Genomic DNA, 13,087 nt, shown 5'->3' on the forward strand with positions numbered 1-13,087 from the left:
GGAACAGGAGCAGACCCGACCAACCCACAAATACGAAGCGGTCGCGCTTGAGCCAGTCATCGAGGACGTCGAACCATCCCCGCTGCGGCGCGCGCCCTACAGCGATCGTCATGGTGATGAAACGGTGCGGAAAACCCGCGGAAGCTGTGGGATTACCGCGCGATGGTAACAACGCTGAAGCGGATCGCGAGACGCTTCGCAACGGGCTGACATGCCCGCCTCCAGCAGGGTTCTACTTGCTCTCCATGACCCAGACCCCATCCCAGTCCGCCGCAGGGGGGGCGGCGTCGAACGCGATGCAGCGCTGCAGGTAAAGGCTGCTGAGCCGGTCGTCGGGATGGAGGGCCAGGGCCTGTTCGAAGCAGCTTCGGGCCGCGCCCCAGGAGCGCCTGCGGTAGAGCTCCAGCCCATCGCGGTAATGGTTCAGGACTTCCATGGCCCTGGGGAAGCTGGCCTCACTGTGAAAGTCGAGCACCTCGTGGATCACCACGGGCTCGGTTTTCCCCTTCACCACCACCCGGTCGGCTTCCCGGAGCCGGTAGGTGCCCCGCAGTCGGCTGCGGGTGGCCTCACTGATCAGCATCCGGGCGCCGTACTGCTTGCAGGCCGATTCGAGCCGGGCTGCCAGGTTCACCCCGTCGCCGATCACGGTGTAGTTCATCCGTTTGGGCGAGCCGATGTTGCCGCTTACCACGGCATCGGTATGGAGGCCGATGCCGATGCGGATCGGGGCCAGGCCGCCCTCCTGGCGTTGGCGGTTCAAGCCTTCCAGCTCGGTGAGCATGGCAATGCCGGTGCGCACGGCCCGGTCGGCATCGTCGGCGTTGGGGATCGGCAGGCCAAAGACCGCCATCACCGCATCCCCGATGAATTTGTCGAGCATGCCGCCCTCCCGCTGGAGGCACTCGACCATCAACGTGAAGTAGGTGTTGAGCAGGCTCACGGTGCCCTGGGCACCCAGGGATTCGGTGAGGGTGGTGAAGCTGCGGATGTCGCTGAAGAGCACGGTGGCTTCGCTCTCCTGCCCCCCCAGGGCGTTGGCCCCCTCCCGCATCAGGGATTCGGCGATCAGCGGATCCATGTACCGGGCCATGGTGCCCTTCATCCGCTTTTCGTCGCTGATGTCCTCGATCATCAGCATCGAGCCCATGGCCGTGCCGCCCTCGCTGCGCAGGGGCATCAGGGTCAGGTTGGCCGCGGTGGGCTTGCCGGCAAGGTCGAGTTCCACGTCCAGAAGCGTCAGGCTTTCCCCCGAGCTGCGCACCTCGGCCAGCTTGGGGAGCAACCAGGTGCTGCTGTCGCCGAAGAGTTCAGCGGCAGCCAGGTTGATCACGTCGCGGGATCGGGCCCGGAAGATGCGGCAGCCCGACCGGTTGATGGTCTGGGCGACATCGTTGTCGTTGAAGGTGATCACGCCGCTGGCCATGCTCGCGAGCATGGATTCGGCGTAGGCCTTCATCGCCTGCACGTCGTCAAACAGCTTGGCGTTCTCCAGCGCCACGGCCATCTGGGCCGTGAAGGCCTTGAGCCTGGCCGCGTCGTCGTCGCTGAAGACCCCTCCGCGCTTGTTCAGCACCTGGGTGGCACCGATCACCGTGCCGCTTTTGTTCAGCAGGGGGGTGCAGAGGATGGATCGGGTGAAAAAGCCCGTCTGCTTGTCGAACGACGGGTTGAAGCGCAGGTCGGCATAGGCATAGGGAATGTTCACCGTTTCGCCGGTGCTGAACACCGTGCCGGCGATGCCCAGGTGGTTGGGGAAGCGGATCTTGGTGGCCCCGAGCCCCTCACCGATCTCCGTGTAGAGCTCATCGGTCTTGGTGTCATTGAGGAAGAGGGTGGAGCGCTCCGCATCGAGCAGGCGCGTGATCGTGCCGATCACCTTGTCCAGCAGGCTGCCCAGCTTGAGCTCGCCGGAGAGTTCCGACACCATCGTTAGAAACTCCTGCTCCCGCTGCCGTTTGCGTTCCGCGTCTTCCAGCAGCAGGCTGCGCTGCACGGAGACGCTGGCCTGGCGGGCCATGGCTTCGATCAGGGCCAGGTGGGCCTGGTTGAAGCCCCCGTCGCCCTGGTGGTTCAGCACCTGCACCACGCCGATCACCTCGCCGTTGATGGTGCGCAGTGGGGCACAGGCGATGGTGGCCGTGCGGTAGCCGGTCTGCTCGTCAATGCTGCTTTCAAAGCGGGGGTCGGCATAGGCATCGGCAACCAACACCCCTTCGCCGCTCTGAAACACGTGCCCGGCGATGCCGCGGTCGTTGAGCAGGCGGATGTCCCGGCTAAGGCCGCCCACGCTCTGGCGGCTGTAGAGCTCCTGGGTCTCGAAATCATGCAAAAACACGGTGCCTCGATCGGCATCCGTGGCCTGGGTCACCAGTTCGATCAGACGCCCGAGCTGGCCGTCCAGGGTGTCTTCTTGGGCGACCGCATTGGCCACCTCCAGCAGCAGTCGGGCCTCGCGCAGGTTCATGGCTGAATGCGGCCGCCCGCCTCCAGGAGCTGGCGCTGGGCCAGAAGGGCCTCCTGCAGATGCCGCAACTGGCTCTGGGTCTCGGCCTGGTGCCGCTGCAGCTCTTCGCGATGGTCGGCCTCCCGTTGCTCCAGCCGCTGTCTGAGCACAGCCACCGACCCTTGCAGCTGGCCCAGCTCCGTCAGGGCGTTCACGTGCTGTTGGTGCAGCTGCTGGGCCGCATCGCTCTGGTGGGTTTCGAGCTGTAGACGCAGGGCTTCAATGGAGCTGCGCAGTTGACGGTTTTGATCCTGTTCAGTGCTGAGGGCGCGGGTCAGCTGCTCGGCGGCCAGTCGCTGCTGCTCTTCCAGCTGGGCGCGCAGCGCTTGCACGGTGTGGCGCAGTTGCAGCAGCTCCAGGTTCAGCTCCTCGATGGTCTTTGCAGATTCCAGATCGGACTGGCTTGGCTGTGGCTGGTCGGGGCCTGTCACGGTCTTCGACCCTGCTCCTGAGATGCCTTGAGGATGGCAGATTTGAACCGACCCGCCCAGGAGCTGCGGTGACCCGGCAGGATGGCTCCCATCGTTTGTCACCTGTCATGGTCTCCTCCCCCGCAACCGAGTCACTCGAGCTGCCGGTGCTGGGGTCTCGGCGGCTCTCCAATGTGCTGGTGGCCCTGGTGGTGACCACCGGTGGCCTGGGCTTCCTGCTCACCAGTGCTTCGAGTTACCTCGGCACCGACCTGCTGCCGATCGGCCACCCGGCCGAACTGGCCTGGGTGCCCCAGGGGCTGGTCATGGGGCTGTATGGCCTGGCGGCCATGGCCCTGTGCAGTTACCTCTGGGCGGTGATCGGCATCGATGTGGGGGCGGGCAGCAACCGCTTTGATCGGGCTTCCGGAACGGCCACCATCTGCCGCCGTGGCTTCCGGCAGACCATCAACGTGGAGATCCCCCTGCGGGAGATCCAGGCGGTGAAGGTGGAGGTGCGCGATGGCCTCAATCCCCGCCGCCGGTTGGCGTTAAAGGTGCAGGGCCGTCGTGACATGCCCCTCACCCGGGTGGGGGAGCCCATGCCCCTGGCTGATCTGGAGCTCTCCGGAGCCCAGCTCGCCCGTTTCCTCGGCGTTCCCCTGGAGGGCGTCTGATGGGTCGCGATCGCCTTGGTTTGACACGGGACTCCAAGCGTTGGTTGAGCCGCCTGGTGCTCGGCGGGCTGTTGCTGCTGGCGCCCCTCACCCTGGTGGCCTGTGCCGCCGATAGCGGCACCCGCCAGCTCGGCTGCAGCACGGCCAGTACCCCTTGCCTGAGCGGCTCCGCCACCGTGGCCCTGCAGACCAACAAGGGGGAGGTGCAACTGCAGCTCGACGGCGCCGCCGCGCCCCTCACCGCCGGCAACTTCGTGGATTTGGTGAAGCGCGGGGTCTACAACGGCACCGTGTTCCATCGCGTGGTGCGGGAGCCCGTGCCCTTTGTGGTGCAGGGGGGCGACCCGGCCAGTGCCGACCCGAAGGTGCCATCCAGCCAGTACGGCCTGGGCAGCTATGTGGATCCCGCCAGTGGTGAAGCCCGGCTGATTCCCCTGGAGATCAAGCGCAGCGATGAAGCCGAGCCTCGCTACGGCGAACCGGTTACGGCTCCGGGCGTCACCCGCCAGCTCGCCCTGGCCCACCAGCGGGGTGCGGTGGCCATGGCCCGCTCGGCCGATCCCAATTCCGCCAGCGCCCAGTTCTATGTGGCCCTCCAGGCCCTGCCAGAGCTGGACGGCCGCTACGCCGTCTTTGGCCGGGTGAGCAAGGGGATGGAGGTGATCGACCAGATCCGCCAGGGCGACAAGATCGTCAAGGCGACCGTGGTGGCCGGCGGGACTTTGGTGCAGGGCGAGCCCTGAGAGGTGGTGCAGGGCAAGCCCTAGGCCGGCACGCGCTTGTTCGAGGCGGTGACCTTCAGGAAGGCGGTGTTGACACCGGAGGCCCGCTCCAGGGCCACCTTGCCGGTGCGGGCGATTTCCAGGATGCCGAAGCTTTCCATCACCTGCTCCAGGGCCACCAGCTTGCCGGGATCGCCCACGACCTCCAGGGTCAGGGCGTCATCGGCCACGTCCACCACATTGGCCCGGAAGACCTGCACCAGATCGAGGATGGCGCTGCGGCTTTCCGCCGGTGCCGACACCTTGAGCAGCATCAGTTCGCGCTCGACGCTGGGGATGCGGGTGAGATCAATCACGCCCAGCACGTTGATCAGCTTGTCGAGCTGTTTGGTCATCTGCTCGAGGGTGTGCTCGTCCCCCGCCACCACCATCGTCAGCCGGGAGATCCCTGCCTGCTCGGCGGGCCCCACCGCCAGGCTTTCGATGTTGAAGCCCCGGCGGGCAAACAGGCCGGAGATGCGACTCAGGGCGCCTGATTCGTCTTCCACCAACACCGAGAGGGTGTGTTTCATCGCCTGAGGGACCCGCTGCGCTGGCTTTGCCCCAAATTACTGTCCGGCGCCGGCACGTGACTCCCAGACCCCAGGTGCTCCAGCCAGCTCAGCAAGGCGCCATTGAAGGCCGCCGGGTGTTCGTCATGGGGGCAGTGACCACTGCCGTCCAGCAGCACCAGGGAGAGGTCAGGGCGGAGCCGTTGCACCTGGGCCGCCACCTGCACCGGCACCAGCCGGTCGCGCCGACCCCAGATCAGCAGCAGCGGTTGGCCAAGCCGCCGCAGGAGGGCGGGCGCGGTGGCGCCATGGGGTCGTAGGGCCATGGCGATGCTCATCGCCCGCAGGGCCCGCACCGCCCCGGGCCGCCTTGCGGGTCGGGCGATCACCCGGTGCAGCTCCCGATCGCCGATCACCGGGGTGTTGTAGGCCGATTGGATCCCCAGATCCAGCAGGGGGGAGTGGGCCAGGAGGGGCACCACCAGCTCCAGGGGCAGCAGGCGGCAGAGCAGGGTCACCAGCCAGCGTTGCAGCCGCCTTCGCCAGGGGCGCCGCCGGGGTGGACCGCTGCTGCTCGCCAGCATCAAGGTGGGATCGGGTAGGGGGGCTGCCGCCACAGCTCTCACAAGATGGGGAGCGAACACGGCGCAGCTGAGGGCCACCAGGCCGCCTAGGGAGTGGCCGACCAGCACCGCAGGCCCCTGCACCACCTGCTCGAGAAAGGCCTGCAGTTGCCGGGCCCAAAGGCGGTTGTCGAGCCGCAGGGCCGGCTGGCTGGAGGCCCCGAAGCCCAGCAGATCCAGCCCATACACGCGCCAGCCGGCGGCGGCGAGCACCGCGGCATTGCGCCGCCAGTGGCCGCTGCCGGCGGCGAAGCCATGCACCAACACCAGGGCTGGGGCCGTGGCATCGCCCAGCACCCGCCAGTGGCAGCGCTCCCCCCGCCAGAGCCATTCGGCATGGATGCCCCACTCGACGCTCTCCCCGGTCGGCCGTGGGGGTGCAGGCTGGACGGTCACCACCACCTTGCGATCTCCTGACAGCACACGCCAGCGCTCACTATTGCGAAGGGCTGGCCCGCCTGCAGCCCGGCAGCGGCTTTTTCCGTGCCGAGTCGCGCCCCTCGCGGGACCTGGGGGTGCTGCTGGCCCGCAGCCTGGCGGCCCGGGGGCGCCTGCGGGTGCTCGATGCCATGGCTGGCTGTGGCATCCGGGCCCTGCGCTACGGCCTGGAGGCCGGGGCGGAGGCGGTGTGGGCCAATGATGCCGATCCCGATCGACTGCCCCTGCTGCAGCGTCACCTCGCCGGGCTTCCCGGGGTGCGCTGCACGGCCCGCACCGCCCAGCACCTGCTGGCGGATTGCCTGCAGCGCCAGGAGCGCTTCGACCTGGTGGATCTCGATGGCTTCGGTTGCCCCACGGGCCTGGTGCCGCTGGCGTTGGAGGCGGTGGCCTTTGGGGGGGTGCTGTACCTCGCCAGTACCGATGGCCGCTCCCCCACCGGCCATGACCGGCCCGCCGCCGTTCGGCTGCTGGGGGCGGCGGCCCGGGCCCATCCGGCCAGCTGGGAGCTGGCCCTGCGCTTGCAGCTCGGCAGCGTGGCCCGGGCCGCCTGGGCCCTGGGACGGGGGGTCGAACCCCTGGTCAGCTTCAGTGAGGGCCGAACCTTCCGGACCGCGGTGCGGTTGCAGCGCCGGCCATCCCCGCGGCAGGAGGAGCAGCTGGGGATGGTGGCCCACTGCCATGGCTGCGGCCATCAGCAGGTGCAGCCGTTGATTCGGCTGCGCCAATGGCAGCCCTGCGGCTGCTGCGTTCCCACGTCGTCGGCGGCCGACCAGCCCCCGCCCCTGGCCATCAGCGGACCGCTCTGGATCGGGCCGCTGCAGGATGGTGCCTTGCTGGCTGAGCTGGCAGCCCAGGCTCCCGCCGCCAGCCTCTCGCCGGAGGGGGCCCGCCTGTTGGCCCGTCTGGCGGCCGACCCTGGCCTGCCTGTCTGCTGCTGGCCCACGGCCGAGATTGCCCGCCGCCTGGGCGGTGGGCCTCCACCCCTGGCCAAGCTGTTGGCTGCCCTGCGGGCCGAGGGCTGGGTTGCCTGGCCCAGTGGGGTGATGCCAGGGCAATTTCGCAGTGATGCCCCCTGGCCCGAGATCCTGCAGATCGCGAGCCGGTTGGGCGCCATGGCCTCCGGCACTGCTAAATAGGAGGCCGTTCGCAGCCCGGTTCATGGCCTCTGAAATTTTCGGCACCGCTGCCCTGTTCTGGGTGCTGATTCCCGTTGGCCTGGCTGGTGGTGCCCTGCTGCTGAAGCTCGCCGACAAGGACTGAGCTCCTCCCCGGCCTTCCTCTTTGAGTCCATCCCCGGCCTCCACCCCTCCCGATCAGGCCCAGCCGACGCCTAGGCTCAGGCCCGCTTGAGGGTTGGCGATGCAGGTTTTGGTGGTTGGCGCAACGGGAACCCTCGGGCGGCAAGTGGCCCGCCGGGCCCTCGACGCCGGTCATCAGGTGCGCTGCGTGGTGCGCTCCCCCCGCAAGGCGGCGTTTCTGCAGGAATGGGGCTGCGAACTCACCCGCGGTGACCTGCTCGAGCCCGACAGCCTCGACTACGCCCTGGAGGGCCAGGATGCGGTGATCGATGCGGCCACCGCCCGGGCCACCGACCCCGGCAGCGCCTACGACATCGACTGGACCGGCAAGCAAAACCTCTTCGCGGCCTGCCAGAGGGCTGGGGTGAAGCGACTGGTGTTTGTGTCCCTGTTGGATGCCCATCAGCACCGCCAGGTGCCCCTGATGGACATCAAGGCCTGCAGCGAGGACTGGCTGATGGCCTCAGACCTCGACTACACGATCCTGCGCGGGGTGGCCTTCATGCAGGGCGTGATCAGTCAGTTTGCGATTCCCGTGCTCGAGAGTCAGACGGTGTGGGTGAGTGGCACGCCCACGCCGATCGCCTACATGAACACCCAGGACATGGCCCGCTTCGCCGTGGCGGCCCTGGAGCGGCCCGAGACGGTGCGTCAGGCCTTCCCCGTGGTGGGTCCGCGGGCCTGGACCACCAGCGAGGTCACCCAGCTCTGTGAGCGTTACTCGGGCAAGGAGGCGCGCATCTTCCGGGTGCCGCCGGCCCTGCTGAGTTTGATGCGATCGGTGACGGCCTTCTTCGAGGCCAGCCTCAACGTGGCTGAGCGGCTCGCCTTTGATGCCGTGACCGGTGGTGGCAAGGCCCTCGATGCGCCGATGGAGGCCAGCTATGAGGCCTTTGGCCTGGATCCGGCCGAAACCACCGGCCTTGAGGCCTATCTCAAGGAGTACTACGACACGATTCTCAAGCGCTTGCGCGAGATGGAATCGGACCTCGACAAGGAAGCGAAGAAAAAGCTGCCGTTCTGAATCCGGAATCGGCAGCCAGCAGGCCTGACAGTGCGCCTGTACTATTTCGGCGTTGCTCGGCTGCGCCCATGTCGGTTGCCCAGATCAAGAACCTGCAGCGCCGCTTGGCGAACCTCGAGGCCGAGGCCACCGAGGAACTCAACCGGGCCTGTGGCCATGAGCTTTGGCAAACCCTGGGTTTTGATGCCTTTGACAGCCTGGAGGACGGTGACCGGCGGGCGCGGGCGAACTACTACTACGGCCAGTTGCAGACGGTGCGGGAGCTCAAGGACGTCGTCGGCTAAACCGCCCTACCCGCCGCCCCCGGCGCGGCCCGATTTTCCGCCGCCGGCCCGGCCCCCGCGCCCGGGCGAGTGGCGCACCTGCTCCAGGCGTTGGGCTTCCGGGGGTGTCACCTCGCGCCAGGCACCGGGGGCGAGGCCGGTTAGGTCGAGGGGCGCAGCGCCGTCCATCAGATCGATGGCCACCCGCATGAGGCGCAGGGTGGGCAGCCCCACCGCGGCCGTCATGCGGCGCACCTGACGGTTGCGACCCTCGCGCAGCTCCAGCTCCAGCCAGCTGGTGGGAATGGCGGCCCGCTGGCGGATCGGGGGATCGCGCTCAGGCAGCAGGGGATCGGCGATCAGACGGGCCCGGGCTGGCAGGGTGGGCGCACCCTGAATCAGCACGCCCTGGCTCAGCTGTTCCAGCGCCTGGGGATGCAGGGCGGCCTTGCCCTCCACCTGGACCCAGTAGCGGCGCCAATGGCCAAAGGCGGGGTCGGTGAGGCGCTGTTGGAGTCGTCCGTCGCTGGTGAGCAGCAACAGGCCCTCACTGTCGGCATCGAGCCGGCCAGCGGCATACACCCCGGGGATCGGGATGTAGGGGGCCAGGCAGCCCCAGCGGCTGCCTGGTTCGGGCGTGAACTGGCTCAGCACCCCGTAGGGCTTGTTGAAGAGAAGGGTGGTCAGGGACGGCTGGTCGGGGGCCTGGGGATCAACTGGCTTGGCGGGCTTTCCACAGGTTCACCACGCCGATGGAGATCAGCAGGAGGCCCAGATCCAACGACAGCGGCGGCAAAACCATGGCGGAGCCGAAACGGCACAGGTGCTGCCGACCCTATCGCCCGTCGGGCGGCAATTAAGCTATGGGCAGCGATTGATTCCCCAACTAGCGCCCCCGCATGATCGAGACCTCCGGTGTGATTGAAAAGGAGCAGGGCAACGGGTTTTACCTCGTGACCCTGGAACAGCCGGCTGGTCACCAGTGCCTCTGCCGGGCGGCCGGCAAGCTCACCAAATTCCGCATCAAGCTGTTGGCGGGCGACAAGGTGCTGGTGGAGATCAGCCCCTACGACCTCACCCGCGGCCGGATCACCTACCGGGAGCGCAATGCCGCAGCCGGCCCCCGTCCCGGTGGCAACCGTCCCGGTGGGCCTCGGCGGCGCTGAGCGCACCTCACGGTGCGACGTCGGCGCTGAGCGCACCCTCAGACGGCGACGCCTAGGAGGGCTTCAATGGCAGCTTTGAATTCGCTGCGCTGCTTCACGCCCCGGAAGGTGTGCTTGAGCTCCTTCTGGAAAAACAGCTGCACCGTGGGGGTGCCGGTCACACCGGCCTGGGCGGCGATCTCCTGATCGGCCTCGATGTTGATCTCCACGCCCTGGGCAGCACCGCCGAGTTCGTCGAGCACCCGCTTGAGTTGGGGCTTGAGCACGTGGCAGGGGCCGCAGCTGGGGGAGGTGTAGACCACCAGCAGAGGCTTGGGGCTGTCGTGATACAGCTTGCGCAGCGCGTAACCGCCCTTTTGCCAGATGGCGTCCGGGCTGAAGTTGCTGGCATCGCTTTCGGCGGTGGGCTGGGGCGCGCCCACCGCGGCCGGATCGACGGGATCGTGGCTCACGGTGACCGCCAGGTTGTGGTGGGTGAGCCAGCGTTCGGCCGCCAGGGCCGCCTGGCAGCCACTGCCGGCGGCCGTGATGCCCTGGCGCCACTCCGCATCGGCCACGTCGCCGGCGGCATAGACGCCCTCCAGGCTGGTTTCGGGGCGGCCGGGTTGGGTCACCAAATAGCCAAGCTCATCCACCTCGAGCTGGCCCCGCACCAGGCGGGTGTTGGGGGTGTGGCCGATGGCGTAGAAGAGTCCCTTGACCGCCAATTCCTCGCTGGCGCCGGTGGTGGAGTCCCGCAGGGTGAGGGCCTCCATCCAGTCTCCGCCGCTGACGTCGGCCACCTGGCGGTTCCAGTGCACGGTGATGGCTGGGTTGGCCAGCACCCGGTCGGCCATGGCCCCGCTGGCCCGCAGCTTGTCGCCGCGCACGATCAGGTGCACATGGCTGCCGTATTTGGTGAGGTACACCGCCTCTTCGCAGGCGGAGTCGCCGCCGCCCACCACCGCCAGCTCGGCTTGGCGGAACTGGGGTGTGGCGCCATCGCAGATGGCGCAGGCACTGATGCCGTTGCTCCAGAAGCGCGCTTCGCTGGGTAGGCCCAGTCGGTTGGCGCTGGCCCCGGTGGCCAGGATCAGGGCCTGGGTTTGGAGGGTCTGGCCATCCGCGCTGACCCGGTAGGGACGCTGGGAGAGGTCGATGGCGGTGGCATCGGCTTCGATCAGCCGGGTACCCCAGCGCACCGCCTGGGCCTTCATGTTGTCCATCAGATCGGGTCCCAGGATGCCGTCGGGGAAGCCCGGGAAGTTCTCCACGTGGGTGGTGGTCATCAGCTGACCGCCAGGGATGCCCCCGTCCTGGAAGCCCGTGATCAGCACCGGGTTGAGGTTGGCCCGGGCGGCGTAGATGGCGGCGGTGTACCCCGCCGGACCCGACCCCACGATCACCAGGTTTTCCACGGCTGGGGCGGCTCCCTCGGACGGCACGGCTTAAGCGGATCGACTATGACTTGAGCCTAGGCGATGGTCCGGGAGACCTGCTTTCGCGATTCCAAAAAGCGCCGAAACTTCTTCAGAGTTTCTTTAGATTTCCAGGAGTCCGTCGCTTTCGGGCCTGATGCCCTGTCCCAGATCGTTGGGGACCATCAGCACGCTGGCTTCGAGCAGTTCCGGATGCTCGTCCAGGCAGAGCAACCATTCCCGGAACTCTTCAGTGATCGCAAAGCTTTCTTCGTAGTGCTCGAGGGAGTCAAGCGTGGCTCGGCGGGCCAGAGCCCAGCTCACGGCAACCGTGAGACGGCGATTCACTGCGGGGTTCATGCTCCCCTCTCCCTTGGATGGCACCACGTTGCCGGGGCACGTGCCGTCCTTCGGTATTGGTTGACACAACGTCGCAAATTTGCTGCGCAAGTTTGTATCTCGGCGGACGGGGATCACGCCCTTTGCTGCAGAAAACCGGGCAGTTCCGGGCCCCCCAGGCGGATGATCCCGCCGACCCGTTCATCGACGGTTTCCAGGGGAAGGGCTCCGGCGCCAGCGCTGCCGCTGGCCTCGGGTTCGGGGACCGCCAGCCTGGGGCGCACCAGGTAGGGCTCGCTCAGGGACCAGCTGCGGGCGTAGCTGATCAGCAGGGGATCGGCGGGCGCAAACACATAGGACGGATCCCGGGGCACCGCTTCCATCCCGGCCCGGTCTCCCGCCATCCGCACGGCCCGGGTGATCGCCTGGACGAAGCGGCTGCGGGTGACCACGGTGGTGAGGTAGGCCACCACCCGCAGCCGGGGGGCATCGAAGCCCTCGGCGCACATGTCGATGCTCACCAGCCAGTCGGCCTCGCCGGCCTGGAAGGCGGCCAGCCGGGTGGCGGCTTCGGGGTCCTGGGAGTGCACCAGATGCACCCGATCCCCTTCCTCTTCCAGCAGCCCGGTGATGCGCCGGGCATGGGCGATATCCCGGGCGATCACCAGACCGCCGGCCTCGGGATGGCTGCCGCGCACCCGTTCCAGCCGTTTGCGGGCGTTGAGCAGCAAGCGCAGGGCGATGCTGCTGCTGTCGCCCAGCTGAATGGCCCGGCGCAGATTGCGGGCCCGCCAACTCTCGCGGACTTCGGCGGAGAGGGGGGAGGTTTCGGTGTCGGCGCTGGTCTGGGGGCGGCCGTGCTCCACCCAGCCATCCTGAAAGCGGAATTCCAGCGGGCGCACATCGCCGGCCAGGATCAATTGGCGGGGCTCCACGCTGAGGTCGGGGGCGATGCGCTCGATGATCTGATCGCCCTCGCGCACCCGGACCCGGCGGGCCGCGCAGAAGGCCAGGTTGTCGGCCCGGAAGGGCGTGCCGGTGAGGCCCAGCCGCAGCTGGGCCCGATCGGTGAGCTGGCTGAAGGCAAAGCCCCAGGCGGCAGCTTCCGGTTCGTCGGGGTCGAGCCCCAGGTGGTGCACCTCATCGGCGATCGCCAGCCAACGGCCCAGGCCCAGCTGGCCCAGGGCCGTGGCGAGATGGCTGCGGTGGCGGCCGGCGCCTTGGTAACTGAGCAGCAAGCCATCCCAGTCGCCGTTGGGCTCCAGGTCGGCCAGGCCCCGCTCGGGGTCCCACTCGACCAGCCGCAGATTCAGCCGTTCTGCGGCTCCCAGCCACTGCCGCGCGATCGAACTGCGGTGGCAGAACACGAGGAAGCGCTCCAGGCGGCCCTCCCGCTGCAGGGTGTGGAAGCTGAGCAGGGCGCCGAGGGTCTTGCCGGCCCCGGGGCCGGCGTGAATGAGCACGTCATGGCCGCCCGGTTGGCCGTTGAGCAGGCGGGCGCGCAGCAGCTGGATCAGGCGGGTCTGCCATTGCCTGGGGCGGATCCCGGGGAGTGCCGGCGCCGGGAGGCCCAGATCAAAGGAGGGAAACGCCATCGCGCCATTGTGGCGATGAATGAGTGTTGTGGCCTATGGGTTTGTGGCTGGCTGTGACTACCTTCTGGCCATCCC

15 protein-coding genes and 1 pseudogene are annotated in these 13,087 nt (G+C 68.1%); 7 read left to right on the plus strand and 9 right to left on the minus strand.

Features of this window, described 5'->3' with window-relative positions; all coding sequences use genetic code 11:
- From H6G16_RS11825 to H6G16_RS11835, 3 genes and pseudogenes are all read right to left on the minus strand, one after another.
- Positions 1-112: pseudogene (locus tag H6G16_RS11825) on the minus strand (photosystem II D2 protein (photosystem q(a) protein)); the annotation flags it as partial.
- A 120-nt stretch (positions 113-232) separates the two neighbouring features.
- Entirely contained in the window at positions 233-2,467 is a 2,235-nt protein-coding gene (locus tag H6G16_RS11830) for a GAF domain-containing protein (RefSeq protein ID WP_190390541.1), read from the minus strand.
- Positions 2,464-2,937, minus strand: coding sequence for a hypothetical protein (locus tag H6G16_RS11835; protein ID WP_190390542.1), 474 nt, complete (start codon positions 2,935-2,937; stop codon positions 2,464-2,466). Before H6G16_RS11835 ends, H6G16_RS11830 begins: the two co-directional genes overlap by 4 nt.
- 107 nt (positions 2,938-3,044) lie before the next feature.
- On the opposite strand from H6G16_RS11835, the gene H6G16_RS11840 reads away from it, so the two are divergent.
- On the plus strand, positions 3,045-3,593 hold the full coding sequence (locus H6G16_RS11840) for a photosystem I assembly protein Ycf4 (RefSeq protein WP_190390543.1): 549 nt from the start codon (positions 3,045-3,047) through the stop codon (positions 3,591-3,593).
- The gene (locus H6G16_RS11845) at positions 3,593-4,336 is read left to right on the plus strand and encodes a peptidylprolyl isomerase (RefSeq protein WP_190390544.1); all 744 of its coding nucleotides are present in this window, start codon (positions 3,593-3,595) and stop codon (positions 4,334-4,336) included. The genes H6G16_RS11840 and H6G16_RS11845 overlap by 1 nt, the downstream gene beginning before the upstream one ends.
- Before the next feature lie 20 nt (positions 4,337-4,356).
- Here the strand turns inward: H6G16_RS11845 and ilvN are convergent, their stop codons facing one another.
- Together ilvN and H6G16_RS11855 are read right to left on the minus strand one after the other, a co-directional pair.
- Positions 4,357-4,887 (minus strand): acetolactate synthase small subunit, encoded by a 531-nt coding sequence (gene ilvN, locus H6G16_RS11850; RefSeq protein WP_190390545.1) that lies wholly within the window; start codon positions 4,885-4,887, stop codon positions 4,357-4,359.
- Positions 4,884-5,909, minus strand: a complete 1,026-nt coding sequence (locus H6G16_RS11855) for an alpha/beta fold hydrolase (protein ID WP_199289391.1) — start codon at positions 5,907-5,909, stop codon at positions 4,884-4,886. Before H6G16_RS11855 ends, ilvN begins: the two co-directional genes overlap by 4 nt.
- 38 nt (positions 5,910-5,947) lie before the next feature.
- Between H6G16_RS11855 and H6G16_RS11860 the strand changes: the two genes are divergently transcribed.
- The 4 genes from H6G16_RS11860 (at position 5,948) to H6G16_RS11875 (ending at position 8,536) form a co-directional block, all read left to right on the plus strand.
- Positions 5,948-7,066, plus strand: coding sequence for a N2,N2-dimethylguanosine tRNA methyltransferase (locus H6G16_RS11860; protein ID WP_242036420.1), 1,119 nt, complete (start codon positions 5,948-5,950; stop codon positions 7,064-7,066).
- 22 nt (positions 7,067-7,088) lie between these two features.
- Complete coding sequence (gene petM / locus H6G16_RS11865) at positions 7,089-7,190, plus strand: cytochrome b6-f complex subunit PetM (RefSeq protein WP_094560938.1); 102 nt, start codon at positions 7,089-7,091, stop codon at positions 7,188-7,190.
- Positions 7,191-7,289: 99 nt separating this feature from the next.
- Complete coding sequence (locus H6G16_RS11870) at positions 7,290-8,252, plus strand: NAD(P)H-binding protein (RefSeq protein WP_190390546.1); 963 nt, start codon at positions 7,290-7,292, stop codon at positions 8,250-8,252.
- 68 nt (positions 8,253-8,320) lie between these two features.
- Positions 8,321-8,536 carry a hypothetical protein gene (locus H6G16_RS11875; RefSeq protein WP_190390547.1) on the plus strand — a complete coding sequence of 72 codons (216 nt, stop codon included), beginning with the start codon at positions 8,321-8,323 and terminating at the stop codon, positions 8,534-8,536.
- Positions 8,537-8,542: 6 nt separating this feature from the next.
- Here the strand turns inward: H6G16_RS11875 and H6G16_RS11880 are convergent, their stop codons facing one another.
- On the minus strand, positions 8,543-9,202 hold the full coding sequence (locus H6G16_RS11880; RefSeq protein ID WP_190390629.1) for a pseudouridine synthase: 660 nt from the start codon (positions 9,200-9,202) through the stop codon (positions 8,543-8,545).
- A 212-nt stretch (positions 9,203-9,414) separates the two neighbouring features.
- Here H6G16_RS11880 and infA point away from each other — a divergent pair, with 212 nt between their 5' ends.
- Complete coding sequence (gene infA / locus H6G16_RS11885; protein WP_094560946.1) at positions 9,415-9,681, plus strand: translation initiation factor IF-1; 267 nt, start codon at positions 9,415-9,417, stop codon at positions 9,679-9,681.
- A gap of 38 nt (positions 9,682-9,719) precedes the next feature.
- On the opposite strand, the gene trxB is transcribed toward infA, so the two are convergent.
- The 3 genes from trxB to H6G16_RS11900 all read right to left on the minus strand — a co-directional run bounded on the left by trxB (position 9,720) and on the right by H6G16_RS11900 (position 13,012).
- Entirely contained in the window at positions 9,720-11,105 is a 1,386-nt protein-coding gene (trxB, locus tag H6G16_RS11890) for a thioredoxin-disulfide reductase (protein WP_347238881.1), read from the minus strand.
- Between the two features lie 96 nt (positions 11,106-11,201).
- Positions 11,202-11,438 carry a hypothetical protein gene (locus H6G16_RS11895; RefSeq protein ID WP_190390548.1) on the minus strand — a complete coding sequence of 79 codons (237 nt, stop codon included), beginning with the start codon at positions 11,436-11,438 and terminating at the stop codon, positions 11,202-11,204.
- Positions 11,439-11,551: 113 nt separating this feature from the next.
- Positions 11,552-13,012, minus strand: coding sequence for a DEAD/DEAH box helicase family protein (locus H6G16_RS11900; RefSeq protein WP_190390549.1), 1,461 nt, complete (start codon positions 13,010-13,012; stop codon positions 11,552-11,554).
- Positions 13,013-13,087: the final 75 nt, after the last annotated feature.

The organism is Cyanobium sp. FACHB-13342, from assembly GCF_014697415.1.
Lineage (GTDB): Bacteria > Cyanobacteriota > Cyanobacteriia > PCC-6307 > Cyanobiaceae > Cyanobium_A.

Excerpts from the sequence above, each read along its gene's own strand:
- H6G16_RS11895 (WP_190390548.1), bottom strand. The coding sequence starts at position 11,438 with ATGAACCCCGCAGTGAATCGCCGTCTCACGGTTGCCGTGAGCTGGGCT.
- H6G16_RS11900 (WP_190390549.1), bottom strand. The coding sequence starts at position 13,012 with ATGGCGTTTCCCTCCTTTGATCTGGGCCTCCCGGCGCCGGCACTCCCC.
- H6G16_RS11840 (WP_190390543.1), top strand. The coding sequence starts at position 3,045 with ATGGTCTCCTCCCCCGCAACCGAGTCACTCGAGCTGCCGGTGCTGGGG.
- H6G16_RS11845 (WP_190390544.1), top strand. The coding sequence starts at position 3,593 with ATGGGTCGCGATCGCCTTGGTTTGACACGGGACTCCAAGCGTTGGTTG.
- ilvN (WP_190390545.1), bottom strand. The coding sequence starts at position 4,887 with ATGAAACACACCCTCTCGGTGTTGGTGGAAGACGAATCAGGCGCCCTG.
- H6G16_RS11875 (WP_190390547.1), top strand. The coding sequence starts at position 8,321 with ATGTCGGTTGCCCAGATCAAGAACCTGCAGCGCCGCTTGGCGAACCTC.
- petM (WP_094560938.1), top strand. The coding sequence starts at position 7,089 with ATGGCCTCTGAAATTTTCGGCACCGCTGCCCTGTTCTGGGTGCTGATT.
- H6G16_RS11870 (WP_190390546.1), top strand. The coding sequence starts at position 7,290 with ATGCAGGTTTTGGTGGTTGGCGCAACGGGAACCCTCGGGCGGCAAGTG.
- H6G16_RS11830 (WP_190390541.1), bottom strand. The coding sequence starts at position 2,467 with ATGAACCTGCGCGAGGCCCGACTGCTGCTGGAGGTGGCCAATGCGGTC.
- infA (WP_094560946.1), top strand. The coding sequence starts at position 9,415 with ATGATCGAGACCTCCGGTGTGATTGAAAAGGAGCAGGGCAACGGGTTT.